Below are 26,248 nucleotides of genomic sequence, written 5' to 3'. Positions count from 1 at the left end.
ATGGACATGATAGGCGCTGGGCATTATTTATTGCGTTTTTTGCGTTGAATGGCATGAATGGCTCTGCCATCTGCTGATAATGCTGCTTCGTGTACCGCTTCTGAGACAGTTGGGTGAGCAAAGGTCATCAACTGTAAGTCTTCAATGCTAGAGACAAATTCCATGGCTATCATACCTTGGTGAACGATGTCTCCTGCACCAACGCCAACCATGTGCATGCCAAGCAGGCGGTCAGTTTTAGCATCTGCCACCACTTTGACCAGACCCATGCCTTCACCTTGTGCTAAAGCACGACCATTTGCCGCCAAGCTAAACGTGCCTGTCTTCACTTCATGACCTTTTTCAATGGCTTGTTGTTCGGTCATGCCAACCCAGGCAATCTCTGGATGCGTATAAATCACGCTGATGATGGTGTCATAGTTGACTTGTGGTTTCTCACCATGAATGCGTTCAACCGCCATCATGCCTTCTTCCATGGCTTTATGAGCAAGCATGGGTCCACGCACCAAGTCACCAATGGCATACACACCGTCAAGGTTGGTTTTACATTGGTCATCAACTTCAACCAAACCACGATCGGTCATTTTTACACCACTGTTTTCACCAAGCAATTTTTCTGAATAAGCACGACGACCCACACAGACTATCAGTTTATCAAAAGTGTCTGTACTACTTTCACCACCTTTTTCACTGGTTACTTCTACTTGGCCATCTTTGACTTGGGCATTGGTAACCTTGGTATCCACACGGATATCCAGACCTTGTTTTTTGAGCAATTTACCAGCTTCTTTGGCAATTTCATCATCTGCTGCTGCCAAAAACTCAGGCATGGCTTCATACACCACCACGTCACTGCCCAAACGACGCCACACTGAGCCAAGTTCCAAACCGATGACTCCTGCCCCAATCACACCCAAACGCTTAGGCACTTCAGCAAACTCTAATGCCCCAGTTGAGTCAACGACATACTCGCCATCAGTTTTGGCAACAGGAATCTCAATAGGGACAGAACCTGCCGCTAAAATGACGTATTTGGCAGTGATGCTTTGGGCTTCTTGTGACTCATCTAATGGGGTAAAGGTGATTTTTTTGCTATCGCCTTTACCATCTTCAAGCGTACCTACGCCTTGTAACCAGTCAACACCGTTGCCTTTTAATAAAGCAGCCACCCCACCAGTTAACCCTTTAACAATGTTGTCTTTACGTTGCAACATTTTTTTGACATCGATACTGACATCACCTGTGCTGATGCCGTGTTCACTAAGCTCATGTTGAGTGGCTTCATAACGGTGTGAGCTGTCTAACAAGGCTTTTGATGGGATACAGCCGACGTTGAGACAAGTACCGCCCAAAGCAGGCTCACCTTTATGTACTCGTTTTTCGATACAGGCAACACTCATGCCCAATTGACCCGCACGAATGGCGGCTTCATAACCACCAGGACCACCGCCGATGACGACCAAATCATAACTGTTTTTCATGGTTTTTCCTTAAAATTTTAAAATAACGTATTATCTATTTTATCTATAACATATGACCAATCACATTACTCACATTACAATGAACAGATTGCCAGATTGCCATGAGTACCATCAGTCTCAAACATCATAAGTCCAATAATAACATGGTTGGGTCTTCCACCAACTCTTTAATGATAACCAAAAACTGTACCGCATCTTTACCATCAATCAGACGATGGTCATAAGACAACGCCACATACATCATCGGTAAAATTTTTACCTCACCATTAACCGCCATGGGACGTTCATTGATGGCGTGCATGCCTAAGATGGCAGTTTGTGGTGGATTTAAAATGGGAGTTGACATCAAAGAGCCAAACACACCACCATTGGTAATGGTGAATGTGCCACCCGTCATTTCGTCCAATGATAACTTGCCATCACGAGCTTTATTGGCATACTGACGAATGCCATCTTCAACATCTGCCATGCTCATGCGATCAGTGTTACGTAAGACAGGCACAACCAAACCACGGTCAGATGACACCGCCACACCCACATCATAATAGCCATGATAGACGATATCATCACCATCAATCGAAGCATTAACCGCTGGGAAGCGTTTTAAGGCTTCAGTGGCGGCTTTAACAAACAAGGACATAAAGCCCAATTTTACCCCATGACGCTTTTCAAACTGGTCTTTGTATTTACTACGCATGTCCATCAGTGGCTTCATGTTGATTTCATTAAACGTGGTCAACATGGCGGTGTCATTGGTGGCGGCCAGCAAGCGATTGGCAACTGTCTTACGCAAACGAGTCATTGGCACACGCTTTTCAACACGCTCACCAACTGAGTCAGCAACTGGACGCCCACTGTCAGATTTGATGTTGCTGTCTGCTTTTAAGGTTGGTGATTTCATGTCTTCTTTGGTAACACGGCCGCCACGACCACTGCCTTGTACGTCAGCAGGGTTAATACCTGTCTCACGGGCGGCCTTACGCACCGCTGGGCTACCTTCAGCATTGATGTCTGTGGGTGTGTTGCCATCATCTTTGGCAGGAGAATCTTGGTTGGCTTTTGGTTTGTCAGCTTGGGTATCTTTTGCTTGGCTGTCTTCAGTTTGGCTGTCATCGGGCACAGAGCCTGTTGCACCTGCTTCAAATTGGGCTATCAGTTCAGCTGATTGTACCGTTTCATCCACACCTTTAACGATTTTGGTGAGCACACCATCATCAGGGGCAACAACTTCTAAGACCACTTTATCAGTCTCAATCTCTGCCAATACGTCATCACGATTGACTTGCTCACCTTCACTGACATGCCACTCAACAATCGTGCCATCAGCAACGGACTCTGGAAATACGGGGGCTTTGATATCTGCCATGAAAGGCTCCTTTGAAAATTTTTTTAAATGATAAGATTGTTGGTCAATTCAATGATTGTGTCTATTAATTCACTGACCACTGATTTACCGACCATACGTTTCAAGCACCATTGAATTAAGAAATCGAATTAAAAAGTCATGATTTAAAAAATACCAATTTATTCAGATTTCTTTATTCAGATTTCTCCAATCCCAACGCACGATGAACCAAGTCCTCCTGCTGTTGAGCATGAATTTTTGGCGAGCCAGTCGCTGGGGCTGCTGATGGTGGGCGTGCTACTGGATCACGCAAATACGCTTTGGTTGGGCGTGTTGCAGGCTTCGGTGGTGCAATCAGGCGGAACATATGTGGTGCCAGATAATACCAAGCCCCTTGGTTACGTGGCTCTTCTTGCGTCCATAAGATGTCTTCTAAATTGGGATATTTGCCAATCTCTTCTAATATGCGTGCCTCTGGCAATGGGTATAACTGCTCAATACGCACAATCGCCACATGCTCTAAATCCAATTCACGGCGTTTTTCAAGTAGGTCATAGTAGACCTTGCCACCACAAAAAACCAAACGAGTGACTTTGTTGGTATCGAGTGCATCTGTCTCTGATATCACTGTTTCAAACTTACCATTTGCCAGTTCTTCTAGGTTAGATACCGCCAGTTTATGGCGCAATAAGCTCTTAGGTGACATGACGATAAGTGGCTTACGAATTGGACGAATGGCCTGACGGCGTAAGACATGGAATATCTGTGCTGGTGTCGTGGGTGTGATGACCTGCATATTGTCTTCAGCACACAGTTGTAAATAGCGTTCAAGGCGAGCAGAGGAATGTTCTGGACCTTGACCTTCATAACCATGTGGCAACAGCATGGTTAAACCGCTGACACGTTGCCATTTGGTCTCCCCACTGGAAATAAACTGGTCAATAACCACTTGGGCACCATTGGCAAAATCACCAAACTGAGCTTCCCACACTATCAAAGATTTGGGTATGGTGGTGGAATAGCCATATTCAAATGCCAATACCGCTTCTTCTGATAACAGCGAATTATAAGTGGCAAAACGTGCTTGGGAGTCACTCATATGAGCAAGTGGCACATACATCTCACCAGTATTGACATTATAAAGTTCACTGTGCCGATGTGAGAATGTGCCACGCCCCACATCTTCCCCTGTGATTCGCACCAAATAATCTTCTTCTACCAAAGTGGCATATGCCAATGTCTCTGCTGCACCCCAGTTTAATGGCTCTTCGCCTGTTTGCATGGCAAGGCGTTGCTCCACCACCTTTTGTACTTGGCGTTGCAACTGATAACCTGCTGGCAGTTTTGCCATTTGTCGTCCATAAGCTTTTAACTTATCAATATCGACACTGGTGTCCCAATCATCTTCAAACTTATGCCCCAAATATGGCGACCAATCAACATATAAATCAGCATTAGGCTCACGCACCAAAGAATTGGCAACATATTCGCCTTCATCTAATGACTCACGATAACCATCTTCATATTGCTTTTCGGTTTGAGCATCAATCACCCCAGCTTCAATCAGCTTTTTGGCGTATTGTTCACGAGTGGTTGGCAATTTTTTGATGACGGCATACATCAAAGGTTGTGTCCCTGATGGCTCGTCTGCTTCGTTATGTCCGTTACGGCGATAGCAAAAAATATCCAGCACAATGTCTTTTTTGAAGGTATGACGATAGTCCAAGGCAATCTGTGTGGCAAACACCACCGCTTCTGGGTCATCACCATTCACATGTAAAATCGGTGCATGCACCATCTTGGCAATGTCGGTACAATATTCGGTTGAGCGAGCATCTTCTTGTCGTGATGTGGTGAATCCCACTTGATTATTGATGACAAAATGCACCGTACCACCTGTGGTATAAGCACGAGTTTGTGACATTTGGAACGTTTCTTGTACCACGCCTTGACCTGCAAAAGCAGCATCACCATGCACCACAATCGGCAATACGGTATTGCCAGTTTCGTCATGACGGCGTATTTGACGAGCCCGTACCGACCCTTCAAGAACAGGTGAGACAATCTCCAAATGTGATGGGTTAAATGCCAGTGCCAAATGCACTTCACCACCTGGAGTCATCACATTTGACGAATAACCGTTATGATATTTAACATCACCTGAGCCTTTTTCAGGCTGTACTTTGCCATCAAATTCATCAAACAAGCTGGCTGGGTTTTTACCCAAAATATTCACCAACACATTTAAGCGACCACGGTGAGCCATGCCAATGACCATCTCTTTTGTGCCATAGCCACCTGCACGCTGAATGAGTTCATTCATCGCAGGGATAAAACTTTCTCCCCCTTCTAAACCAAAACGTTTGACACCGATATATTTGCGTGCCAAGTATTTTTCTAAACCTTCGGCAGCGGTCAATCGCTCTAAAATGGATTTTTTCTTATCATCATCAAAGTAAATAAACCCCAAATTGCTCTCAAGCTGTTCTTCAAACCAACGTTTCTCAGCACTGGTCGTTACGTGCATGTATTCTACGCCAATGTGACTGCAATAAACTCGTTCCATAACGTCAATAATCTCACGCAAAGTCGCCTGAGATTTGCCAATGTTCAAATCACTGGTTGGAAATACCGTGTCTAAATCAGCATCACTTAACCCATGATATGCCAAAGTCAAATCTTCAACTTCAGCACGGGGGTGCAGATGCAAGGGGTCAAGCTTGGCTTTACGATGCCCACGGCGACGGTAAGCGGATATGAGTTTTTGTACCCCCATTTGATTGGGGTCAACACACTCACCACTCACGCCGTCATTGGTTACCAAAACAGATTTGTTGGCTGTTTGGTTGCGTGCCAATAACAAAAACTGGTCTTGTATTGCCAAATGGTGGGCTTCTTCGCCACTGTCATACGCTTTAAAGTATGCTTGCCAATCGGCATCAACGCTGTTTGGGTCATTGAGATACTGTTCATACAGATATTCGATGTAGCCAGCATTATCGCCTGCCAGCTCAGTGTGTCCACGTGAGACATCGAGATTAGATGTGTTCATAAGTTCCAACTTTTGATGATTTTTAGAGGTGTTTATGATTGGCTTCAATGATTTAAATTAAAAGCACACAAATTCATCTGTCTTGTCTTCTGTGTGCATTTACCTTCGTCAATCTACGTTAGTTGATGATAAACGCATTAGCCAGCTTGTTCAAGCAATAGATTACGCAAATGCCCAATGGCTTTGGTTGGATTTAAACCCTTGGGACAAACTGACACACAGTTCATGATGCCACGGCAACGGAACAGACTAAATGGGTCGTCCAAGCGTGCCAAACGGGCTTGTGTGTCATTATCACGGCTGTCTGCCACAAAACGATACGCATTTAACAAAGCAGAAGGCCCTAAGAACTTATCTGGATTCCACCAAAACGATGGGCAAGACGTTGAGCAACACGCACATAAGATACATTCATATAAGCCATTAAGCTTTTCACGCTCTTCTGGTGATTGTAGGCGTTCAGCAGGGGGTGCAGGTTGGTCATTGATTAAAAATGGATGCACTTTTTCGTACTGCTCATAAAACTGGTTCATGTCCACCACCAAATCACGCACCACAGGCAAACCTGGTAGCGGACGAATGATGATTTTTTTTGGCAATGTGTTCATGTTAATTAAGCAAGACAGACCATTTTTGCCATTGATGTTCATGCCATCACTGCCACAGATGCCCTCACGACACGAACGGCGAAATGTCAACGTTTCATCTTGTTTTTTTAGACGTAACAGCACATCTAATAACATGCGGTCTGAGTCTAATAGCTCAATCGTATAAGTTTGCATGTATGGGGCTTTGTCTTTATCGGGGTCATAGCGATAAATTTCGATGGTGCGAGTGCCTCGGCTCATGGTGCTTACTCCCATTTGTCATTTTTTGTCATTTGTGGCATCGGTTTAACAGACAATGGCACAAATTCATCATGTCGGTTAATATCAAAGACGGTCTATTTTATGGCATTATGTGTTTATGATGTGTTTATGGCGTTATGTGGTCAACACTCAGTTGACCCATTAATCTAGTTTACCTATAACCTAGTTTCAACAACCTAGTTTCAACCCACGGTTAGCCATTGTTAGTCAAACATTTATTACTCATTAAGCTTTTGTTAATTCTGATTGTGTTAATTCAGCTTTTGTTAATTCAGCATCAATCAAGTGTCAAACATCAGTAAACACGAACCTTAGGTTCAACATAGTCTACAGTTAATGGTGTTTTTCGCACAGGTTTATAGATGATTTTATTATCATCAGAGTACCATAGGGTGTGTTTCATCCATTCATGGTCATTACGACCGTTTGGTGCGTAACTGTCATCTTCTGGACGGTCATAGTCATCAACATGATGAGCCCCACGGCATTCATGACGCTTAGATGCTGAAATGATGGTTGCCTTGGCAACTTCATATAAATTATACACTTCCAACGCTTCGATGCGTGCGGTATTAAAGACTTGCGACTTATCTGCCAGATGAATGTTATTGACTTTATCGGCCAATGCCAAAATTTTCTCAACCCCTTCATCAAGCAATTTTTGTGTTCGGAACACACCTGCATGCCGTTGCATGGTACGACGAATCTCATCGGCAACATCTTGAGCGTTATGCCCATCAGTGGACTGCTGTAGCTTATTTAAACGAGCCAAAGTATCATCTAACACTCTGGGGGACATGGGCTTATAATTGTGGTCATTTTGATGAAATTCATCAATGATGTGCTTACCTGCCGCACGACCGAACACCACCAAATCCAGCAAAGAGTTCGTACCCAAACGGTTCGCTCCGTGTACGCTGACACACGCACATTCACCAATGGCATATAAGCCTTTGATGATTTTGCCTTGAGCATACAAGCCATCTTCATTCACGCCTGCTTGTAAATCTGGCACAATGACTTGACCGTGAATGGTGGTAGGAATACCGCCCATCATATAGTGAATGGTTGGAATCACAGGAATCGGCTCTTTGGTGATGTCAAGGTTGGCGAAGTTTTTGCCAATTTCAAATACCGAAGGCAGACGTTTCATGATGGTATCCACGCCCAAATGAGTCATGTCCATGACGATATAATCGCCATCAGGGCCGCAACCACGTCCTTCTTTAATTTCTTGGTCCATAGAGCGAGACACCAAATCACGGGGAGCCAAGTCTTTGACCGTTGGGGCATAACGCTCCATAAACGGCTCACCGTCCTTGTTACGCAAAATCGCCCCTTCACCACGACAACCTTCAGTCAACAACACGCCAGCCCCCGCCACTCCCGTGGGGTGGAACTGCCAAAATTCCATATCTTGCAAAGGAATGCCAGCTCGCACCGCCATGCCCAAGCCATCACCTGTGTTGATATAAGCATTGGTTGAAGCAGCAAAGATACGCCCTGCCCCACCTGTGGCAAGAATGGTTGTTGGTGCTTGAAATACCGCCACATCGCCAGACTCTTGGTCAGTGGCAATCACCCCATTGATGTTACCATCAGCATCTTTAATTAAATCAAGAGCAATCCACTCAATAAAAAATTGCGTGCCTTGTTGTAGGTTTTTTTGATACAAAGTGTGCAACAAAGCATGACCCGTACGGTCAGCGGCAGCACACGCACGCTGAACGGCTTTTTCACCATAATTGGAAGTATGACCACCAAAAGGACGCTGATAAATTGTACCGTCTTCGTTTCTATCAAACGGCATGCCAAAATGTTCAAGCTCATACACCACTTTGGGTGCTTCACGACACATATACTCAATGGCATCTTGATCACCCAACCAATCTGAGCCTTTGACCGTATCATAAAAATGAAAATGCCAGTTATCGTTACTCATGTTGCCCAAACTTGCCCCAATTCCCCCTTGGGCAGCCACTGTGTGTGAGCGAGTTGGGAATACTTTAGTAATGACAGCAACATTCATGCCCCCTTGGGCTAATTGCAATGAAGCACGCATACCAGAACCACCACCACCCACGATGACAGCATCAAAGTTAAGTGTTTTGATATTTGCAATGGTGTTATCTTGTTTTGTCGCCATTATGATGTTCCTGCTATCAAATCTATTCTATGTAAAACCAAAGCTTGTAAAAAGCAAATGCTTAAAAAAAGCCGATTGGGCAAAGTTAGCTTATTTGGAAAGTTACCTGACTGGATTGCTGCTGCTTGGATTAAGGCATTTAAACCAGTTTTTATGATTAATGTGATGTTTAAACCACGTTTGCTTGACGAATCAAACAACAAACCCTGACCCCCAAAAAATCATAACGCCCCAAAATAAATAAACCAATACCGCCAAAATCATCAAAGATTGTAACAGCAAACGCAATCCTGAAGACTTAACATAATCAGTCAGTACCGTCCATATGCCCACCCAAGCATGACCTGCCAAAGCCAAAATCGCAAGCAAACTAAACACCCGCATGGGCAAACTCATCATAAACGACACCCAATCAAGATAGCTAATTGTGCCATTAAACAAGAAAAACCCCAACAACACCAAGCCATATACCGCCAACACCACCGCACTGACACGTTGCACCACCCAATCACGCAGACCTGAACCTGTCAAACCTGTGGCACTTTTGGTTCCTGAATTATTTTTAATCATTAGAACATCACCCATACAAATGAAGCCACAATCAAAATGGCCGCAACAACAAAACTCACCACCGCCGCAGTACGTCCTGACTGCAACTCTTCGTTCATGCCCATGTCTGCCGACAAATGTTTGATGCCCATCACAAAATGATAAGCGGTTGATGCCACAAACACCCATGCCACAAAACGCACCAGCACATTATCAAACGTGGCAGCAAAAGAAGCTGGCGATGCCAAAGAGTTTTGTAACATCACCAATATGACAGGAATGAGTAAAAATAAAATGATTCCAGAGATACGGTGTAAAATAGAAGCGATGGCAATGGGAGACTTGGCATTAACGCTAATCACCTGACTAAGCTGGAGATTGACGGGGCGGTTACTCTTCACAGTGGGTATCCTTTTTGCTTAATATCAAGACAGCCAACATGTCAATCTCTGACACAGACAGGCATCTTTGACTTGATGCAAATGGTAATGATGAAATGGGGTTAACAGTGACCCAGTAAAATGACTCAGCTAAAAATAACTCAGCCAAAATGGATAAGCAAAACAGCTGATAAAAATAACTTAACTTAACTGACAAGACAACTAAACAAAGCGCCAATAAACAAAGTACCAAATAAAGTGGCTAAACAAAGCAACTAATTAAAACAACTTAGCTTAAAACAGCTTAGCAGGCTATCAGGCAAGCGATGGATAAGTCATCAACAGCATCAACAGATCACTGATAATAAAATCTTTGCTATTATAAAAGCCCTGCCCCATAATTACAAATAAATTGTTCCCAAACAACAAGAATGGTGGTTAATTATGACTGCAAAATTGCCAAGTTTTTGTTATGATGGTGCGTTTATCACTGATGATGACGTTGTTTAAACTGATTGAAGGTTTAAACTGATTGAAGTTAAAATGACTGAAGTTAAAATGACTGAAGTTAATGCTGATTCATAAATTTCTTGCATCTGTTTGGCATTAACCATTATCATTAGCTTTTATTGATTAAAGTCAATCATGAATTAATTAAATTCAATCATGACAACCAGTTCTGCAAGTCAGCCATTTGCATGTCAGCCATTAAAAAAGTCAGTTATCAACACCAGCATCACATACCCATTCATTTGCAAATTGGGATACTATTCATCAATGTGCGTCAGTCAGGCGTTATGTGTGTTTAAAACATGCAAGCGTCTGACCCAGACGCCATAGACTTCATGGAAAAAAGGACAAGACATCATGTCAAATACATCACAAAAAAACGCAACCCTTTTGGTCGATGGCAACGAATATGAGTTGCCCATCATTAACGGCACATTAGGGCGACCTGTGTTTGATATCTCCGCCTTACAAGATGCTGGCTATTGGTCTTATGACCCCGGTTTTAAAGTCACTGCACCTGTTGAATCAAAAATCACGTTTATTGATGGCAACAAAGGCGAGCTGTTGCACCGTGGTTACCCTATTGACCAACTGGCAGAGAAAGCAGAATATCTAGAAGTATGCTATGCCTTACTCCATGGTGAACTGCCAACACAGCAACAAAAAGATGATTTTTATGATAAAGTCAAACACCATGCTGGTGTGCATGAGCAGTTACGTAAGTTTTATGAAGGTTTTCGCCGAGATGCTCACCCTATGGCAACCATGGTGGGGGTGGTGGGCGCATTATCAGCGTTTTATCATGACAATTTGGACATCAGCGATGAACGTCAGCGTGAAATTACCGCCATTCGTTTAATTGCCAAAATTCCAACCTTAGCCGCCATGAGTTATAAATACTCAAAAGGTGAGCCATTCATGTACCCACGCAATGACTTTAGTTATGCTGAGAACTTCTTATACATGATGTTCGCCACACCTGCTGACCCACAATATAAAGTCAACCCTGTGCTGGTTGATGCGATGGATAAAATCTTTACTTTGCACGCCGACCATGAACAAAACGCTTCAACTTCAACCGTGCGTTTGGTAGGATCTACAGGAGCAACCCCTTATGCCTGTATCGCAGCGGGCATCGCCGCCCTATGGGGTCCTTTACATGGCGGTGCTAACGAAGCTGTCCTTGAGATGTTAGATGAAATCGGTACGGTTGATAATGTCGATGACTTTATGGAAAAAGTCAAACGCAAAGAAGTCAAACTCATGGGCTTTGGCCATCGAGTGTACAGAAATTTTGACCCCCGAGCCAAAGTCATGAAAGAGACTTGCGACCAAGTGCTTGGTGAACTTGGCATCAATGATCCCAAACTTGAGCTTGCCATGAAGCTTGAAAAAATCGCCCTAGAAGATGACTATTTTATTGAACGCAACCTATACCCTAATGTGGATTTTTATTCTGGTATTATCCTAAAAGCGATGGGCATTCCAACATCAATGTTCACGGTGATTTTTGCCTTGGCACGCACAGCAGGTTGGATCAGCCATTGGCTAGAAATGCAATCTGCCCCCTTTAAAATAGGCCGTCCTCGCCAGCTTTATACGGGTGAAACCAAACGAGAATTTATAAACATCGAAGACCGTCAATAACCTTAAGATAAAAACGGAATACACGCCAACAAATCATCACAGTTTTGTTGGCGTTCTCGTCTTTTATAAAAATCTTCCACCATACGTGCTTGTTGCTCAATACCATAACTCACAAATGGCTTACCTGCCTTTAACACATAACTGTATTTTCGGTTGAATAACGCTTTATAAAACACTGCCATGCCTTGCTGTACTTGCCAAACATGAGTCAATTCATGTACCAACCATGCTCGCAAACTCAAACTTTGGTTGCTAAAATCTTCTATCCAATCATCTCGATGAAAATAAATATTGCCATTGGGCGAAACCGCATAATTTTTAAGTACCCACCATGCGGTCTTAATTTGCACACTGGACGTATCTAAATCATCACCAAATACAGATTTGGCAATGGCAATTTCTCCTGTGGTCAAAGAACGAGACTTAGAACAAGATTGTTGCTGACTGGTTAAAGAAAACATCAGTGTTTGCTCACATTTCGTGGTATGAATATCATCTTTGTTATGAACATCATCAATGATATGAATAAACGCTTTTAATTCAATGGTTTTTAATTCAATATGTGTTAATCTATGATAAGAACAATGGCATGACCACATCTTATCATATTATCTTGCCTGCTTACTTATTAACATCTTGCTTATTAACATCTTGCTGATTAGCATTTTACCTATTAACCACCAACACCCAAGCCCATCAACGCCACATGACTCAAATCCCCCTAGCCCAACGCATTCGCCCAAAATCACTTGACCAAGTCATCGGGCAAACCCACCTACTTGCACACGATGCCCCCATTCGCCGTATCGTGGCACAAGGCTATCTGCCGTCCATGATTTTGCATGGCGAAGCAGGCATTGGCAAAACCACCATCGCCATGCTACTTGCTGATGCCATCGGCCGTCCATTTCGCCCACTGTCCGCCATTAACTCAGGGGTGAAAGAACTGCGTGAAGTGTTGGTAAAAGATGATGGGTTGTTTGGTGAATCACCTGTGGTGTTTGTCGATGAAATTCATCGCTTTAATAAAGCCCAACAAGATGCCCTGCTGGGTGCGGTGGAAGCAGGCGACATCACCTTAATTGGTGCAACCACCGAAAATCCGTCATTTAGTGTTAACAATGCCTTGCTGTCTCGCTGTCAGGTATATCGGCTTGAACTGTTGAGTGATGATGACATTCAGCACGTTTTGCAACGAGCCATTACTCAAGATGATATGTTTAAAAATTTAAACATTAAGCTACAGTCTTGCCAAGCCATCTTGCAATTATCACAAGGCGATGCTCGTAAAGCGTTGAATTTGTTAGAACTGACCATTCAGTCTCATCCTGATTTTAACACCAATCATCATAACCATCACAACTTACCAATCATCATTAATGATGACAAGGTGCTGGCAGTGGCAGGCTCAAGCCTTGTGCGTTATGATAAGTCAGGCGATGGGCATTACGATTTGGTGTCTGCCATGATAAAGTCGGTGCGTGGCTCGGACGCTGATGCAGGTCTTTACTGGATGGCACGCATGCTCACCGCAGGCGAAGACCCTGCCTTTATCGCTCGACGTTTGGTGATTTTGGCAAGTGAAGACATTGGTCTTGCCAATCCCAATGCGTTGCTGATGGCAGACACCGCCTTACGAAGCGTGCAATCCATTGGCATGCCAGAAGCTCGAATCATTTTGGGACAAGCATTGGTGTATTTAGCAAACAGCCCAAAATCCAATTCCAGTTATAAGGCAATTAATCAAGCAATGGCACTGGCAAAAACTGACCAATCTGCTGTGCCATTGCACCTGCGTCAGGGGGTTACTGAGTTAATGAAACACCAAGGTTATGGGATAAATTACGTCTATCCGCATGACCATCCCAACCATTATTATCCCCAGCAGTATTTACCTGATAATTTGGTCAGCACGCGCTTTTATGAATTTGCTGATAATCAAAAAGAGCAAGCCACCTTTGCGTATATACAGTGGTTAAAAAACCAACAGCAAGGCTAAAAACTGTCATCTTAAGCAAACTAAAAAACAAAAACTTGAGCAAATTGTCAGTAAATAAAAANNTTTTTATTTACTGACAATTTTTAGCCACTGATAATTTTAACCACTGATAAATTGGTTAAATCACAAAAATTAATAACGATTTACCAACGCCAATGGTAGGTCATCTGCCATAACGCCTTTAGGTAAGAATACCACATCACCACCATTGTGCATCACATGCTCAATGATTTCACCAACCGCATCATCGTTCACACCGTCAGCTGTGGGGTCATCGCTTGGAGTTAAGGTTTGGGCAGTTTCGTCAATTTTGGCAGGTTGGATATAACCTTCTTGCACATACAGACGTTCAGCATTACCTTGATAGGCAGCTTGATAAGCAGACTGTAAATCAGTGGTCAGCAGATTATTACCACGGGCAGCTTCTATCTCTCCTTGAGCTTGTTCATACAACTCTTTGCGATAAGCTTCAACTGCAGATTGGACACTTTCAACGATGTGTTCAGCACTGCCATTTTCTAAATCGGTAACGTTATCCACACTGCCAATGATGTTCTCAGGGCGGTCACACACTTCTTTATAAAAACTGATGTTACGAGCATCACCCACCACGATGATGGGCATTTTATGTTCGCCCCACATCTCTTGCACACTTTTATCCACACGATTTAGGAATTCTTTAAGGTAATTGTCCTCATTGGAAGCGGCAGAACGGTCAGCCCCACTGGTGGTATATAATGTGGTGTTTTCGATGGGGAATGGGATATTGTCAAATTCAGTGCGTGCCACGTCTTTTTTATCAAATTCATGCACAACACGGTCGTTACTGGCTTCAATTAAGCGTGCATGCTCACGGGTAACCACAACAACATAATAATGCACCGCTCCTGCCATGTCTTTAACCAAATCACGAGTGGCAAATCGCTCCCCAATAATGACACGCTCAGTGGCATCTAATGGCAAACGAATGAGCTGAACATCATCTTCACTGGCAAAGATGGCCAAGGTATCCAAGTTATAGTTGTGATCAAGCTCATCGGTTTTGGCATGGATTTTTTCTAAAATTGTGCCAGCGACACGCTTATCATATTCGTTGGTTAAACGGTCTTCTGCTAATTTAAGTTGGTTTTTTAGGGCAATGGGGTCTTGTTGGTTTTCTGGATGTTTACGATGCGTCTTAACAAAAATACTGACGGCAGGATTGGCTTTGATTTGGCGTAGGCTTTTTAAGGTGGCTTTCATAACTTTCCTTATGTTCTTGATGTTATTGTGGTTGGGATTTGGTCGTATGTCCTAAAAATATTCGAACGAACAGCCAAAAATACCCAAAAATACAATGATAAAAAATATCATGATAAAATGATGAATGGCAAATGCCATGACTAGCTTTTATTATTTTAGCAAAAAATCAGTTGCAGATGCCGTTGGTATTTGCAAGCATTTGCGGTAAATTTGTAAATAGTGTGGCAGTTTGTAACCTTTTATGGCAAGTTATAGCAAGTTATCTGATTGATGACAAATCATCAATGGGTTTGGTTCGCTTTTTTAGCATCAGTTTTTAACATAAGGTTTATCATGTCTTCAGTTTCTTTACCCCCAGTTTCCCCAGATTCAGTTTTATGTGCCAAAACCGCTTTAGATGACCGTTTGATGTTGGTTGACTTTGCCCAAGCCACACCACGACAACTGCAAATGCACGTTGAGACCGCTTTGCAACACGCCCATGAGTATTTAGATCAGCTGGATAAATTGGATTTAAACAAATTGGATTTAAACCAAGACAAAAGCCCAGACAACCCAGATAGCCCCAAACATATTTATAAGCACATTAATCAGCACATTGATGTGGAACAGGCATTAACAGACATAATGACATTTGAGCATATTGGTACAGCCATTGATCGCAGTTGGGGGGTGGTGTCGCATCTAAATGCTGTGATGAGCAATGATGAGATTCGCCATGTACATCATGAGTTGTTGCCCAAGCTGTCTTCTTACAGCACCAAAGTGGGACAGCATCAAGGGCTGTTTCATCGTTATCAAGCTGTTTATCAAGACAAAAAGTTTTTAGCCAGTCTTGATTCTGCCAGACAACGGGCGATTTTTTTGGCATTGCAAGGATTTGAGCTGTCTGGTGTGGGGTTAGCAAAAGATAAGCAATTGACTTTTGCTGATATTGAGCGTCAATTATCCAGCTTATCGGCTAAGTTTGCTGATAATGTTTTGGATGCCACGCAAGCGTTTAAGTTGCCATTAGAGCCTGAGCAATTATCTGGCATTAGCGAAACAGGATTAGCCATGCTGGCAGCGGCTGGTGAAGCGTATCGTCAGCAATTAATTAAGCAAACCAAGCAAAATCAATCAACGCAACAAGCGTCATCGCTGGTTGATTTGCCAACCCCTACTTATGTGGCAACTTTGGACATTCCTGTGTATTTGGCGGTGATGACCCATGCCGATGACCGATTGTTACGTGAGCAGTTGTATCAGGCGTATGTGACTCGAGCGTCCGAGTTAGACACGCACACCAACAATCAGAACGAGCCATTTAATAATGCTGACATCATGGCTCAGATTTTACAATTACGCCAACAAAAGGCTCAGCTGTTAGGTTTTGATGATTACACCCAAGTGTCATTGGCAACCAAAATGGCAGACAATGCTGATGAGGTGAATGCGTTTTTACGTCAGTTGGCTACTCATGCCACACCAACCGCCAAACAAGATTTGCAATTACTGACCGATAAAGGCATTGAGTTGGGTATTTTGTCAGCAGGTGAGATGCCAAAACCTTGGGACTTAGCCTACCTTGCTGAAAAGGTGAAACAAGACAGGTTTCATTTATCACAAGAAGACATTCGTCCTTATTTCCCCTTGCCAGCGGTGATTAACGGGCTGTTTGCCATCGTCAAGCGTTTGTATGGCATCAGTGCCGTTGACCACAGTCAAGAAGTGCCATTGTGGCATTCAGATGTGCGATTTTATCAATTATATGATGATGCCAAGACAAATGGGGACAATCTGATAGGGGGCTTTTATTTTGATTTGTATGCTCGTCAAGGCAAGCGGAGTGGCGCATGGATGAATGGTTTTCAAGCCAGATATGCCAATCCCAATCACCCTAATGCCGATCAGTTACCTGTGTGTTTTATGGTGGGTAATTTTACCCCTGCTGACAACAAGGCAGGCACACCAAGCCTACTCACTCATGATGAAGTGTTGACATTGTTTCATGAATTTGGGCATGGACTGCATCATTTGTTGACGCAAGTAACGATAACGGACGTGGCAGGGGTTAATGGTGTTGAGTGGGATGCGGTGGAGTTGCCCAGTCAGTTTATGGAAAATTGGGCTTGGCACAGACAGGGCATTGAAATGATTAGCCGTCATGTACAGACAGGCGAAACCTTGCCACAAGATAAGCTGGACGCCTTACTCAACGCCAAAAACTTCCAAAGTGGTCTACAAACCTTGCGTCAAATTGAATTTGCGTTGTTTGATTTATTAATACATCGTCAAGTACCCGCCCTTGATTATGCAGGCATTTTGCAAACATTAGACAGCGTGCGTGATGACATTGCTCTGTTGCCAACACCGAAATATAACCGCTTTGCCAATGGCTTTAGCCATATTTTTGCTGGGGGTTATGCGTCTGGCTATTATTCATATAAATGGGCAGAGCTGCTGTCAGCAGACGCATTTAGTAAGTTTGAAGCAGAGGGAATCTTTAATCAAGACACAGGGCAAGCGTTTCGTCAGCACATTTTATCGGTTGGGGGCAGTGATACCGCCAAAGATAACTTTAAGAAATTCCGTGGCAGAGATGCCACCATTGATGCCTTACTTCGCCACAGTGGTTTTATTCACAATGCGTCTTAATCACAATGAGTTTTAATGACAATGGGTCTTAATCACAATGGGTCTGATGATGCTAAGGCTGTGCAATCGTCATAGGCAAGCTCAGCAAATCCAGGCAAATGACATCAAGGAGACTTGCCATGCGGTATCAATCTAACCGCCCAAAACGTCAGTTTTTGGCTGGCGTAACCTGCCCACAGTGCCAAACTTTAGATGTGGTGGTACAGGTGCAAGTCTTTGAGCCTAAGTTTGATGAATACATTCAATGCACCCAATGTGGACACATCGAACATCGCCCACAAGCCAATGACCTAAAAGGCAAGATAAAAAGCCAAACAAATGACGAGCAAAACACAAACGTCATCACCAGCGTATCGGCACAAAACAAACCGATAATTGTCGATGCTGGCATTGCTGTTGCCAACATAACCGAGTAATCAGCAAAAAAATAGACAATTAACCCAAACTTTAAGACACATTGACAGACATTTTTGTAAGAATTTGCTATATTAAAAGCAAAATATGTGCAAATATGGATTGTGCGACTCTTCGTGTTTATTTTTTTATCTGTCTGTTAAGTGAAGTTGATGCCTTATGAGTAATCATGACCCTAAATTGGATAAAGTCAACCATAAATTGGATAAAGTCAACCATGAGGTAGACTTTGATAACAGTAGCATTGATTTTGATGCTGATGACCTATTGGCAGATTTTGACGATGCGTCTTTAGAGTTGGACACATCACAAAGTCATCACGCATTTGATGTGTCTGATCTCGCCGTTGATGATCCATATTTCAATGACATCGACGCCAATCAGACGAATGATATTGACAGCCTTAACCCACACAATAATGCGGATAATCATACGGACAGTTTCAATGCGTCAGAATTCAATGCGTCAGACGACTTTGGCGACTTTGAAGAAATTGACTTTCATTTAGATGAGCCAGACGCCCACACATCATCTACTGAGCATGTCAATTTTGACCATGATGTTGAGATAAACAGTTTTGAGGTTGACGATTTTGAGGTTGGCGATTTTGAGGTTGACGATTTTGAGGTTGACAGTTTTGATGTCAATGACACAGATGACACAAACGCCATGGACAGCCATTTACATCATCAGTCAGAAAATATGACTGAAGCACCCATATTTAATGACGACAGTTCATTTAATGACAGTTCGTTTAATCATCATTCTACTGATTTTCAGAGCATCGACACACAACCACACACACCACCAAAAAATCCACCCGTAGAATCAGCCATAGCCCCCACAGCGGTTACCACCCCAACCACTTATCAAAATGACAACAATAACAAGGTGGCTGATAAAAATAATCAGACCAAACAGGCTAATAAAATGTCAAAACTCCTTGGTAAAAAAGAGCCAAAAAACAAAAAACCAAACGACAAAAAACCAGCACTGAAAAAATCTGCCAAACAGTTACCACCAAACTTATTAAAGCCAGTAATGGCATTAATCGTCCTTGGGATATTGGGGGTATTGGCATTTTTATTCTTGAGCAATCAAGGTGAACCCATGGCGACTGACCCCATCATCAATGAACCTATGGCAGTCATTCCAGACACCCCGCCAGCACCCAATGAATCCGCTGACCTAGCAGCTGCCGCCGAGCAAGCCCAACCCACAACACAAGCCGATGTAACAGCTGACACAAATGCAGATGATGTCAGTAATGCCCTTGATGTGCCAGATTCCGTATCAGTTGAAAATACCACCGCTGTTGCCAAGCCTAAGCTGACGGCAGATGATATTTTAACCGCTGAGATTCCAAAAGACCCTGCCTTGATTAAAGAAGAGATTGACAAATTACAACAGCAAGAAGAACTGTACAGTCAGCAAGAAGAACTGCTTAAAGAGCAAATCAAAGACATGGAAGCGTTAACCAAAGATAAAGCGGAACACATTGCTTTACTTGAAAAACAAATCGCTCAACTAGAAACACAAAAAACACAATAACCAGCACAATGGCACAGATTGAAGAACGCACAGAGCCATTTTTACAAAGTCGAGCACAGGTGTTTGTTTTGCCTGTCAACAGCACAGGCAATCTGCTTGATAGGGTATCTAACCGTTGTAAAAGCTTGTATCCTGACAACCATCATGCGTATCGGCAGGCGTGTCAGCGTGGTGAGTTACCTGCAGGGTCATTATTGATGCACAAACGTCAACGTGAGCATTCAGGTTTGGCGGTTGCCAGTAACCAAAACAACCCTGACTATATTGCCAATTTGCTGGTGTCTGACCACCCATACCACCCCATGCGACGGCTGTGGCTAGAGACCAGCTTACAAGCATTGGCAGAAGCCTTAATGCGACCCATTCGATACGAAGGCATACGCCACATCGCCATGCATTGTCAGCCACTGATATACACAGACCATCATGCCCATAAAAAGGGTAAAAACAGCATCAGCTTGGCACCAGAACTTGTGGTCTCTGAACTTGCCAATAAACAGCTCCAAACACATCACATGGCTGAACAGATGGCTAAGTTGGGTGTTGTGCCTGTGATGCGGTGGAAAGAAGACATTAAGCCCATCATCGTGCGTGTTTTATCACCTTTACCCAAGCTAAGGGTAGATTTGCATTTACCAAAACACTTAGCTTAAGATTTTTTAAAATCCGTTTTAAACGTTTATTTTAAATAATGCTGTTTTAAACATAAGACATATAGTGAGAACAATCATGACAACCACCTTTGACCCCAAAGCCAACAGCGTCTTTTGTCGTAAATACCAAAAAGACCTACCCAAAATGCCCAACCCTCCTTTTCCCAATGCCAAAGGGCAAGAGCTACAGAACACCGTGTCACAAAAGGCATGGCAAGCATGGCTGGAGTTACAGACCATGTTGATTAATGAAAAGCACCTTAGCATGATTGACCCAGATGCCAAAAAATACCTTAATGAACAACGAGAGCTGTTTTTGGATAATGGTGATTATGAAAAGCCAGCAGGCTACACACCGCCTAAAGTATAAAAAATTTGATGTGGCTGATGTGCAATCAACCTAAGACATGTCAGGCAACATCAAGCATAAACAAATTTTAAGTTTATCAGCCAATTGACTGATTGATTTGGCTGTTTTGCTGTTGTTCTTCTTGCTGTTGTTCTTTTTTTAATGCGATTGTGTGTTTAATATCGTTTTTTCCATTTCATCATAGCTGGTATGTTTCACATCTGTGCCACTGGCGGTATAGATAACAAGTTCGGCGATGTTTTTGGCATGGTCGCCAATACGTTCTAACGCCCTTAATATCCACATGACACTCAGCATTCTGCTGACATAGCGACTGTCTTCCATGATATAAGTCATCAAGGAGCGAATGGCACTTTGATATTCACGGTTGATGGCACTGTCATGTTGTATGACGTTAAGGGCCTTTTCAGCATCAAATTTACGAAAAGCTTCCAAAGCTTCATATATCATTAATCGCACTTGGTTGCTTAAATGTTGAGCTTCTGAATAGCCTGTTGGGGCGCTGCCTTGTGATGCCAAGTCTTTTGCCATTCTGGCAATTTTACTGGCTTCATCACCAATGCGTTCTAAATCCACCACCCCTTTGCTCATTGCCATCACCAGACGTAAATCGCTGGCAGCGGGTTGTCTTTTGATGACCAATTGCAACACTCGTTCATCCAGCTCACGCTCATACTGGTTGATTTGATTGTCAGCAATGATGACCTCTTCGGCTTGTTGTTCATTCACATCAGTCAAGGCTTGTACCGCCTTTTCTACCTGTTTTGCCGCCATTTCACCCATTTTTAAAAACAGATTGATGGCGTTTGATAATTCTTCATCGAATGCTTTTGAGGTGTGTTTGTCCATTTTTATGACCCATGTGGTTAATGGTTGTTGGGATTGATGCTTATGTTTGGTTGATTATACTTGGTTATTATGCTTGTTAAGTTGTTATGCTTGTTAATGCCTTTTTTATTACGTATGAACTGAAGATGCGTATGAATTTAAATAGGGCAAATGGTGTTTGTGTTTCTTATGTTTCTTATCATCAACATGTCCCATCATCAACCATAACGCCCAGTAATGTAGTCTTCTGTGGCTTTTTGGCGAGGATTGGTGAATAAGCCATCGGTTTCACCCATTTCAATCACATCACCAAGATACATATACACAGTGTAATCTGACACACGAGCTGCTTGTTGCATATTGTGGGTCACAATGGCAATGGTATAATCTTCTTTTAGGTCATGGATTAAATCTTCAATGGAGCTGGTAGAAATGGGGTCAAGTGCTGATGTGGGTTCATCAAGGAGCAAGACTTCAGGTTTGGTTGCCACTCCTCGGGCAATACACAAACGCTGCTGCTGACCACCAGATAATGATAGCCCAGATGCTTTTAGTTTGTCTTTCACCTCTGACCAGAGGGCAGATTTTTTTAATGCCCATTCAACTCGGTCATCCATTTCAGACTTACTTAACTTTTCATACAGTTTAACCCCAAAAGCAACATTATCATAGATAGACATGGGAAATGGGGTTGGTTTTTGAAAGACCATGCCCACTCTGGCACGCAACAAGTTAATGTCAACGCCTTTATCCAGAATATTTTCACCATCAAGCATGATTTTACCATCAGCACGCAAGCCCGGATATAAATCGTACATGCGGTTAAAGGTACGTAACAAGGTGGACTTACCACAACCTGATGGACCAATAAAGGCAGTGACTTTATTATCAGGAATTTGTAGGTTAATGCCTTTTAATGCCCTAAAATCACCATAATAAAAATCCAAATTCTCAATGGTGATTTTGGCAGGAGGCAAATTCAGATATGACATATTCATTTTTTTAATATTCTCAAAACGGGACATGCCACCAGCATGAGGATTGATGTCAGTATTGGTCTGAGTTGACATGGGTGCGGCGGGTTTTCTTCTCATTACGTCTGTCATGGTATCAGCTCTAAAAATGGTGAATATGAATACAAGTTAAAGGTTGGTCAGTGATGGTTGGATAAAATAAAGGGATTACTTTTTATCACGGCTAATAAAACGAGCAATAATATTTAAAATCAATACTGAAAAAGTAATCAATAATGCCCCAGCCCAAGCCAATGTTTGCCAATTTTCATAAGGACTCATGGCAAATTGATAAATGGTGTTGGGCAAGTTGGCGATGGGTTTACCCATATCGGTGCTAAAGTATTGGTTATTTAAAGCCGTAAATAGCAACGGAGCAGTCTCACCTGTGATGCGAGCAAACCCCAAAAGCACCCCTGTGGTTAAGCCTGCTTTGGCAGCTTTCATGGTAACCGAAGTCACCACTTTCCATTTAGGTGCGCCTAAGGCATAAGACGCTTCACGTAACTGGTGTGGCACAAGATTGAGCATATTTTCGGTACTACGCACCACCACAGGAATGATGATGAGAGCCAATGCCACTGCACCTGACCAGCCCGAAAATCCATGACCACGCACCATCAATGAATAAATGAACAACCCAATCACAATAGACGGTGCTGACAACAAAATGTCATTCATAAAGCGAGTGGCACGACCCAGCCAACTGCCATGACTAAATTCCGCCAAATAAATACCCGCCATCAGCCCCACAGGTGCCCCAATCAACAAACCTGTGGTGGCAATCATGGCAGACCCAACAATGGCATTTCTTAATCCACCATCAGTCATGGGTGGCGGTGTGTCAGCCGTAAAGACAGGCATCTGCACCAAAGAGCCAAAGCCTTTTGTCATCAAGGTAATCAAAATCCAAACAAGCCAAAACAAACCAAATGCCATGGTGATGTAGGAGAATGCCAAGCCCAACTTATTAATAAATTGACGTTTTGCATATAAAGACTTGTTCATGCGTTGGGAAAAACTGCCTGAAGAATCTGTATCTTGTTGGCTAGCCATGATGTTATCCTAATTGCACATTAAATACCGTTAAATGAAATGCCGTTAAAAACGACCATTGAACGTGTTTTTCTATCAATATCAAGCATCGAAGCAATATCAAACTTTAAAATCATGGTCATGATGTTTTGATTAACGATATTTTGATTAATAAAATATTTTCATGTCTTATCGGTTGCCTGAATGTTTATCCATACGCATCAGCATCAACTTGGATAATGACAACACCACAAAAGTAATGATGAACAATATCATGCCCAAGTGTAAGAGCGATGATAAATGCAGGTCATTCGATGCTTCGGCAAACTCATTTGCCAAGGCTGATGTGATGGTAACGCCTGAAGAAAAAATACTGGGGTTAATATTAAAGGCATTACCAATCAAGAAAGTTACCGCCATGGTCTCACCCAAAGCACGACCCAATCCTAAAGTTACCCCACCCATCACACCAACCTTGGTATAAGGCAAAACAATCTTATACATAACTTCCCATTTGGTTGCACCAATGCCATAAGCAGACTCTTTTAATAAATCAGGCACTGCTTCAAACACATCACGCATGGTGGCAGCGATGAACGGAATAATCATAATTGCCAGCACCAAAGCTGCCGTAAACATACCAATGCCTAAAGGAGCACCAGAAAATAGCTGACCAAGTAAAGGCAAATTGGCAAAATATTTGATAAAAAAAGGTTGTATGTATTTTGCCATTAACGGAGCTAACACAAATAAACCCCACATGCCATAAATGATGGAAGGAATACCCGCCAACAACTCAATGGCGATGCCCAAAGGTTTTTTTAATAATGGTGGGCATAGTTCAGTTAAGAACACAGCAATACCAAAGCTTGCTGGCACAGCAATGCCAATCGCAAGGACAGAGGTCATGATGGTGCCATAAATGGGGGCAATTGCTCCGTATTCATCGGTAACAGGATTCCATATCTGTGTGCCATAAAAATCCAATCCAAATTCCTTGATGCTTGGCCATGCCCCATAGATGAGTAACAGCATGATGCCACTTAATAATACCAACACCAATAACGCAAAAAATTTAGTCAAATTAACAAATATCCAGTCATTGCGTTTTTGTTTTGCAAGCTGAGCTTTTAACATGGACATAATGACCCCAAGAACAATCTTAAAAAAACCATCTCAAAAAATAAATCACAAACAGCCAAAGCAAATGACATTATGCCAAAAAACTAGATACCAAAAAGTAAGTCATGGAATGGTAAAGTCAAGTCATGGATAATGACTCATTGTGGCGTATAGGCAGGGCTACCGTCTGCCCCAACTATTTTTTTCCACTCATCTTTAAACAAATCAATCGCTTTATCAGAAAATGGCACATAGTCCAAATCAATGGCAGCTTGATTACCTTGGTCATATACCCAGTTAAAAAAATTCAACACACCAGCGACTTGTTCTGGGTTGCTGGGTTGTTTGTGAACCAAGATGAATGTGGCAGCAGCGATTGGCCATGCTTGTTCGGTTTCTGAGTTGGTGATGACCTTATAAAATCCTATTGCTTGCGACCAATCGACATCACCAGCAGCAGCAAAGGTATCGGCAGAGGGTTCAACAGCATGACCTTTGGCATTGACAAGCTTGGTGTGTGCTAAGTTGTTTTGCTTGGCATAGGCATACTCAACATAACCGATTGAGTTGGGGATACGACTGACTGTACTGGCAACGCCTTCATTTCCCTTACCGCCTGCACCTGTGCCACCTGACGCAGTTGGCCAACTGATGCTTTTATTCACACCCACATCATTTGCCCAGTCGCCAGAGACTTTGGCAAGATAATCAGTGAAATTAAAGGTTGTGCCAGAGCCATCAGAGCGATACACCGTGGTAATCGGAGCGTCAGGTAGGGTGACACCTTCGTTAAGAGCGGTAATCGCTGGGTCATTCCAGTTTTTAATTTTGCCCATATAAATGTTCGCAAGTGTGCCACCATCTAAGGTTAACTCACCAGGAGCAATGCCTTCGATGTTGATGACAGGCACAACGCCACTAATTAAAGTTGGGAATTGGATTAAACCGTTGGTTTGTAGCTCTTCTGGGGTCATTGGGGCATCAGACGCACCAAAATCAATGGTTTTTTCAATGATTTGCTTAACACCACCAGATGAGCCAATGGATTGATAATTTACCTTACCGCCTGTGATGGTGTGATAATCTGCTGACCACTTAGCATAGATAGGAGCAGGGTATGACGCACCAGCACCAGTGATGTTCATGGCAACGCCTTGTATGTCTTTATATTTGTTGGCAGAATCAGTTTGTGTATTGGCAACCGTGGTGTCTGTACCAATTTTTTCGGCAGTTTCTGGGGCATCTTTGGTTTGGTTACAAGCCATCAATGATAAGCTTGTTGCAACCGCTAAGACTAAAACAGAAAGCTTTTGCATAAACAGCTCCTATGAGATGAGAATTTATTAAAGGTTCATAGTTGCCTTAGAGCAAAATGGTTACCTTGGAGTAAAACTGTCTATTGCCT

General features: G+C 42.9%; 21 protein-coding genes. 7 read left to right on the top strand and 14 right to left on the bottom strand.

Features of this window, described 5'->3' with window-relative positions; all coding sequences use genetic code 11:
- Nucleotides 1-23 precede the first annotated feature (23 nt).
- The 7 genes from lpdA to sdhC all read right to left on the bottom strand — a co-directional run bounded on the left by lpdA (nt 24) and on the right by sdhC (nt 9,852).
- Complete coding sequence (gene lpdA / locus B0682_RS05535) at nt 24-1,481, bottom strand: dihydrolipoyl dehydrogenase (RefSeq protein WP_078307253.1); 1,458 nt, start codon at nt 1,479-1,481, stop codon at nt 24-26.
- Nucleotides 1,482-1,605: 124 nt separating this feature from the next.
- Entirely contained in the window at nt 1,606-2,847 is a 1,242-nt protein-coding gene (gene odhB, locus B0682_RS05530; protein ID WP_078307252.1) for a 2-oxoglutarate dehydrogenase complex dihydrolipoyllysine-residue succinyltransferase, read from the bottom strand.
- Nucleotides 2,848-3,019: 172 nt separating this feature from the next.
- Entirely contained in the window at nt 3,020-5,878 is a 2,859-nt protein-coding gene (locus tag B0682_RS05525) for a 2-oxoglutarate dehydrogenase E1 component (protein WP_078307250.1), read from the bottom strand.
- A gap of 137 nt (nt 5,879-6,015) precedes the next feature.
- Nucleotides 6,016-6,726: a succinate dehydrogenase iron-sulfur subunit gene (locus tag B0682_RS05520; RefSeq protein ID WP_078307553.1), complete on the bottom strand. Its 711-nt coding sequence runs from the start codon at nt 6,724-6,726 to the stop codon at nt 6,016-6,018.
- 316 nt (nt 6,727-7,042) lie between these two features.
- Nucleotides 7,043-8,893 (bottom strand): succinate dehydrogenase flavoprotein subunit, encoded by a 1,851-nt coding sequence (gene sdhA / locus B0682_RS05515; protein WP_078307248.1) that lies wholly within the window; start codon nt 8,891-8,893, stop codon nt 7,043-7,045.
- 192 nt (nt 8,894-9,085) lie between these two features.
- Nucleotides 9,086-9,463 (bottom strand): succinate dehydrogenase, hydrophobic membrane anchor protein, encoded by a 378-nt coding sequence (sdhD, locus tag B0682_RS05505; protein WP_078307244.1) that lies wholly within the window; start codon nt 9,461-9,463, stop codon nt 9,086-9,088.
- Nucleotides 9,463-9,852, bottom strand: a complete 390-nt coding sequence (sdhC, locus tag B0682_RS05500; protein WP_205760111.1) for a succinate dehydrogenase, cytochrome b556 subunit — start codon at nt 9,850-9,852, stop codon at nt 9,463-9,465. Before sdhC ends, sdhD begins: the two co-directional genes overlap by 1 nt.
- 837 nt (nt 9,853-10,689) lie before the next feature.
- Here sdhC and gltA point away from each other — a divergent pair.
- Nucleotides 10,690-11,979 carry a citrate synthase gene (gltA, locus tag B0682_RS05490; RefSeq protein ID WP_078307238.1) on the top strand — a complete coding sequence of 430 codons (1,290 nt, stop codon included), beginning with the start codon at nt 10,690-10,692 and terminating at the stop codon, nt 11,977-11,979.
- 2 nt (nt 11,980-11,981) lie between these two features.
- Here gltA and B0682_RS05485 read toward each other — a convergent pair whose 3' ends face one another.
- Nucleotides 11,982-12,440 carry a type IV secretion protein Rhs gene (locus B0682_RS05485; RefSeq protein ID WP_078307551.1) on the bottom strand — a complete coding sequence of 153 codons (459 nt, stop codon included), beginning with the start codon at nt 12,438-12,440 and terminating at the stop codon, nt 11,982-11,984.
- A 245-nt stretch (nt 12,441-12,685) separates the two neighbouring features.
- Between B0682_RS05485 and B0682_RS05480 the strand changes: the two genes are divergently transcribed.
- Nucleotides 12,686-13,978, top strand: coding sequence for a replication-associated recombination protein A (locus B0682_RS05480; protein ID WP_078307236.1), 1,293 nt, complete (start codon nt 12,686-12,688; stop codon nt 13,976-13,978).
- 132 nt (nt 13,979-14,110) lie between these two features.
- On the opposite strand, the gene B0682_RS05475 is transcribed toward B0682_RS05480, so the two are convergent.
- Nucleotides 14,111-15,220 (bottom strand): AOC03_06830 family ribosome hibernation factor, encoded by a 1,110-nt coding sequence (locus B0682_RS05475; RefSeq protein WP_078307234.1) that lies wholly within the window; start codon nt 15,218-15,220, stop codon nt 14,111-14,113.
- Between the two features lie 333 nt (nt 15,221-15,553).
- On the opposite strand from B0682_RS05475, the gene B0682_RS05470 reads away from it, so the two are divergent.
- The 5 genes from B0682_RS05470 (at nt 15,554) to B0682_RS05450 (ending at nt 20,845) form a co-directional block, all read left to right on the top strand.
- Nucleotides 15,554-17,857 (top strand): M3 family metallopeptidase, encoded by a 2,304-nt coding sequence (locus B0682_RS05470; RefSeq protein ID WP_078307232.1) that lies wholly within the window; start codon nt 15,554-15,556, stop codon nt 17,855-17,857.
- Between the two features lie 119 nt (nt 17,858-17,976).
- Nucleotides 17,977-18,273, top strand: a complete 297-nt coding sequence (locus B0682_RS05465; RefSeq protein WP_078307230.1) for a YheV family putative metal-binding protein — start codon at nt 17,977-17,979, stop codon at nt 18,271-18,273.
- Between the two features lie 157 nt (nt 18,274-18,430).
- Nucleotides 18,431-19,822, top strand: coding sequence for a coiled-coil domain-containing protein (locus B0682_RS05460; protein WP_078307228.1), 1,392 nt, complete (start codon nt 18,431-18,433; stop codon nt 19,820-19,822).
- A gap of 8 nt (nt 19,823-19,830) precedes the next feature.
- Complete coding sequence (locus B0682_RS05455; RefSeq protein ID WP_078307227.1) at nt 19,831-20,475, top strand: macro domain-containing protein; 645 nt, start codon at nt 19,831-19,833, stop codon at nt 20,473-20,475.
- A 76-nt stretch (nt 20,476-20,551) separates the two neighbouring features.
- On the top strand, nt 20,552-20,845 hold the full coding sequence (locus B0682_RS05450; RefSeq protein ID WP_078307226.1) for an oxidative damage protection protein: 294 nt from the start codon (nt 20,552-20,554) through the stop codon (nt 20,843-20,845).
- A gap of 138 nt (nt 20,846-20,983) precedes the next feature.
- Here the strand turns inward: B0682_RS05450 and phoU are convergent, their stop codons facing one another.
- The 5 genes from phoU to pstS form a co-directional block, all read right to left on the bottom strand.
- Nucleotides 20,984-21,694, bottom strand: coding sequence for a phosphate signaling complex protein PhoU (gene phoU / locus B0682_RS05445; RefSeq protein WP_078307225.1), 711 nt, complete (start codon nt 21,692-21,694; stop codon nt 20,984-20,986).
- Nucleotides 21,695-21,891: 197 nt separating this feature from the next.
- Nucleotides 21,892-22,797 carry a phosphate ABC transporter ATP-binding protein PstB gene (gene pstB, locus B0682_RS05440; RefSeq protein ID WP_411350853.1) on the bottom strand — a complete coding sequence of 302 codons (906 nt, stop codon included), beginning with the start codon at nt 22,795-22,797 and terminating at the stop codon, nt 21,892-21,894.
- Between the two features lie 57 nt (nt 22,798-22,854).
- Complete coding sequence (pstA, locus tag B0682_RS05435) at nt 22,855-23,742, bottom strand: phosphate ABC transporter permease PstA (protein ID WP_078307224.1); 888 nt, start codon at nt 23,740-23,742, stop codon at nt 22,855-22,857.
- 168 nt (nt 23,743-23,910) lie between these two features.
- Complete coding sequence (pstC, locus tag B0682_RS05430) at nt 23,911-24,864, bottom strand: phosphate ABC transporter permease subunit PstC (RefSeq protein ID WP_078307223.1); 954 nt, start codon at nt 24,862-24,864, stop codon at nt 23,911-23,913.
- A gap of 137 nt (nt 24,865-25,001) precedes the next feature.
- A complete protein-coding gene (pstS, locus tag B0682_RS05425; protein ID WP_078307222.1) occupies nt 25,002-26,159 on the bottom strand; it encodes a phosphate ABC transporter substrate-binding protein PstS in 1,158 nt (385 codons plus the stop codon).
- Nucleotides 26,160-26,248: the final 89 nt, after the last annotated feature.

The sequence above is a fragment of the Lwoffella lincolnii genome (assembly GCF_002014765.1).
In the GTDB taxonomy this organism is placed as follows: Bacteria; Pseudomonadota; Gammaproteobacteria; order Pseudomonadales; family Moraxellaceae; genus Psychrobacter; species Psychrobacter lincolnii.
Note: the sequence above shows the minus strand (reverse complement) of the source record. Positions and strands in the feature narration are given on the sequence as shown.

What these genes read in the sequence shown, in the direction of transcription:
- B0682_RS05450 (WP_078307226.1), top strand. Translation starts at nt 20,552, where the DNA reads ATGACAACCACCTTTGACCCCAAAGCCAACAGCGTCTTTTGTCGTAAA.
- B0682_RS05485 (WP_078307551.1), bottom strand. Translation starts at nt 12,440, where the DNA reads ATGTTTTCTTTAACCAGTCAGCAACAATCTTGTTCTAAGTCTCGTTCT.
- B0682_RS05455 (WP_078307227.1), top strand. Translation starts at nt 19,831, where the DNA reads ATGGCACAGATTGAAGAACGCACAGAGCCATTTTTACAAAGTCGAGCA.
- sdhD (WP_078307244.1), bottom strand. Translation starts at nt 9,463, where the DNA reads ATGATTAAAAATAATTCAGGAACCAAAAGTGCCACAGGTTTGACAGGT.
- B0682_RS05520 (WP_078307553.1), bottom strand. Translation starts at nt 6,726, where the DNA reads ATGAGCCGAGGCACTCGCACCATCGAAATTTATCGCTATGACCCCGAT.
- B0682_RS05480 (WP_078307236.1), top strand. Translation starts at nt 12,686, where the DNA reads ATGACTCAAATCCCCCTAGCCCAACGCATTCGCCCAAAATCACTTGAC.
- B0682_RS05460 (WP_078307228.1), top strand. Translation starts at nt 18,431, where the DNA reads ATGAGTAATCATGACCCTAAATTGGATAAAGTCAACCATAAATTGGAT.
- pstC (WP_078307223.1), bottom strand. Translation starts at nt 24,864, where the DNA reads ATGTCCATGTTAAAAGCTCAGCTTGCAAAACAAAAACGCAATGACTGG.
- B0682_RS05475 (WP_078307234.1), bottom strand. Translation starts at nt 15,220, where the DNA reads ATGAAAGCCACCTTAAAAAGCCTACGCCAAATCAAAGCCAATCCTGCC.
- odhB (WP_078307252.1), bottom strand. Translation starts at nt 2,847, where the DNA reads ATGGCAGATATCAAAGCCCCCGTATTTCCAGAGTCCGTTGCTGATGGC.
- lpdA (WP_078307253.1), bottom strand. Translation starts at nt 1,481, where the DNA reads ATGAAAAACAGTTATGATTTGGTCGTCATCGGCGGTGGTCCTGGTGGT.
- pstA (WP_078307224.1), bottom strand. Translation starts at nt 23,742, where the DNA reads ATGGCTAGCCAACAAGATACAGATTCTTCAGGCAGTTTTTCCCAACGC.
- phoU (WP_078307225.1), bottom strand. Translation starts at nt 21,694, where the DNA reads ATGGACAAACACACCTCAAAAGCATTCGATGAAGAATTATCAAACGCC.
- pstS (WP_078307222.1), bottom strand. Translation starts at nt 26,159, where the DNA reads ATGCAAAAGCTTTCTGTTTTAGTCTTAGCGGTTGCAACAAGCTTATCA.
- B0682_RS05470 (WP_078307232.1), top strand. Translation starts at nt 15,554, where the DNA reads ATGTCTTCAGTTTCTTTACCCCCAGTTTCCCCAGATTCAGTTTTATGT.
- sdhA (WP_078307248.1), bottom strand. Translation starts at nt 8,893, where the DNA reads ATGGCGACAAAACAAGATAACACCATTGCAAATATCAAAACACTTAAC.
- B0682_RS05525 (WP_078307250.1), bottom strand. Translation starts at nt 5,878, where the DNA reads ATGAACACATCTAATCTCGATGTCTCACGTGGACACACTGAGCTGGCA.
- gltA (WP_078307238.1), top strand. Translation starts at nt 10,690, where the DNA reads ATGTCAAATACATCACAAAAAAACGCAACCCTTTTGGTCGATGGCAAC.
- B0682_RS05465 (WP_078307230.1), top strand. Translation starts at nt 17,977, where the DNA reads ATGCGGTATCAATCTAACCGCCCAAAACGTCAGTTTTTGGCTGGCGTA.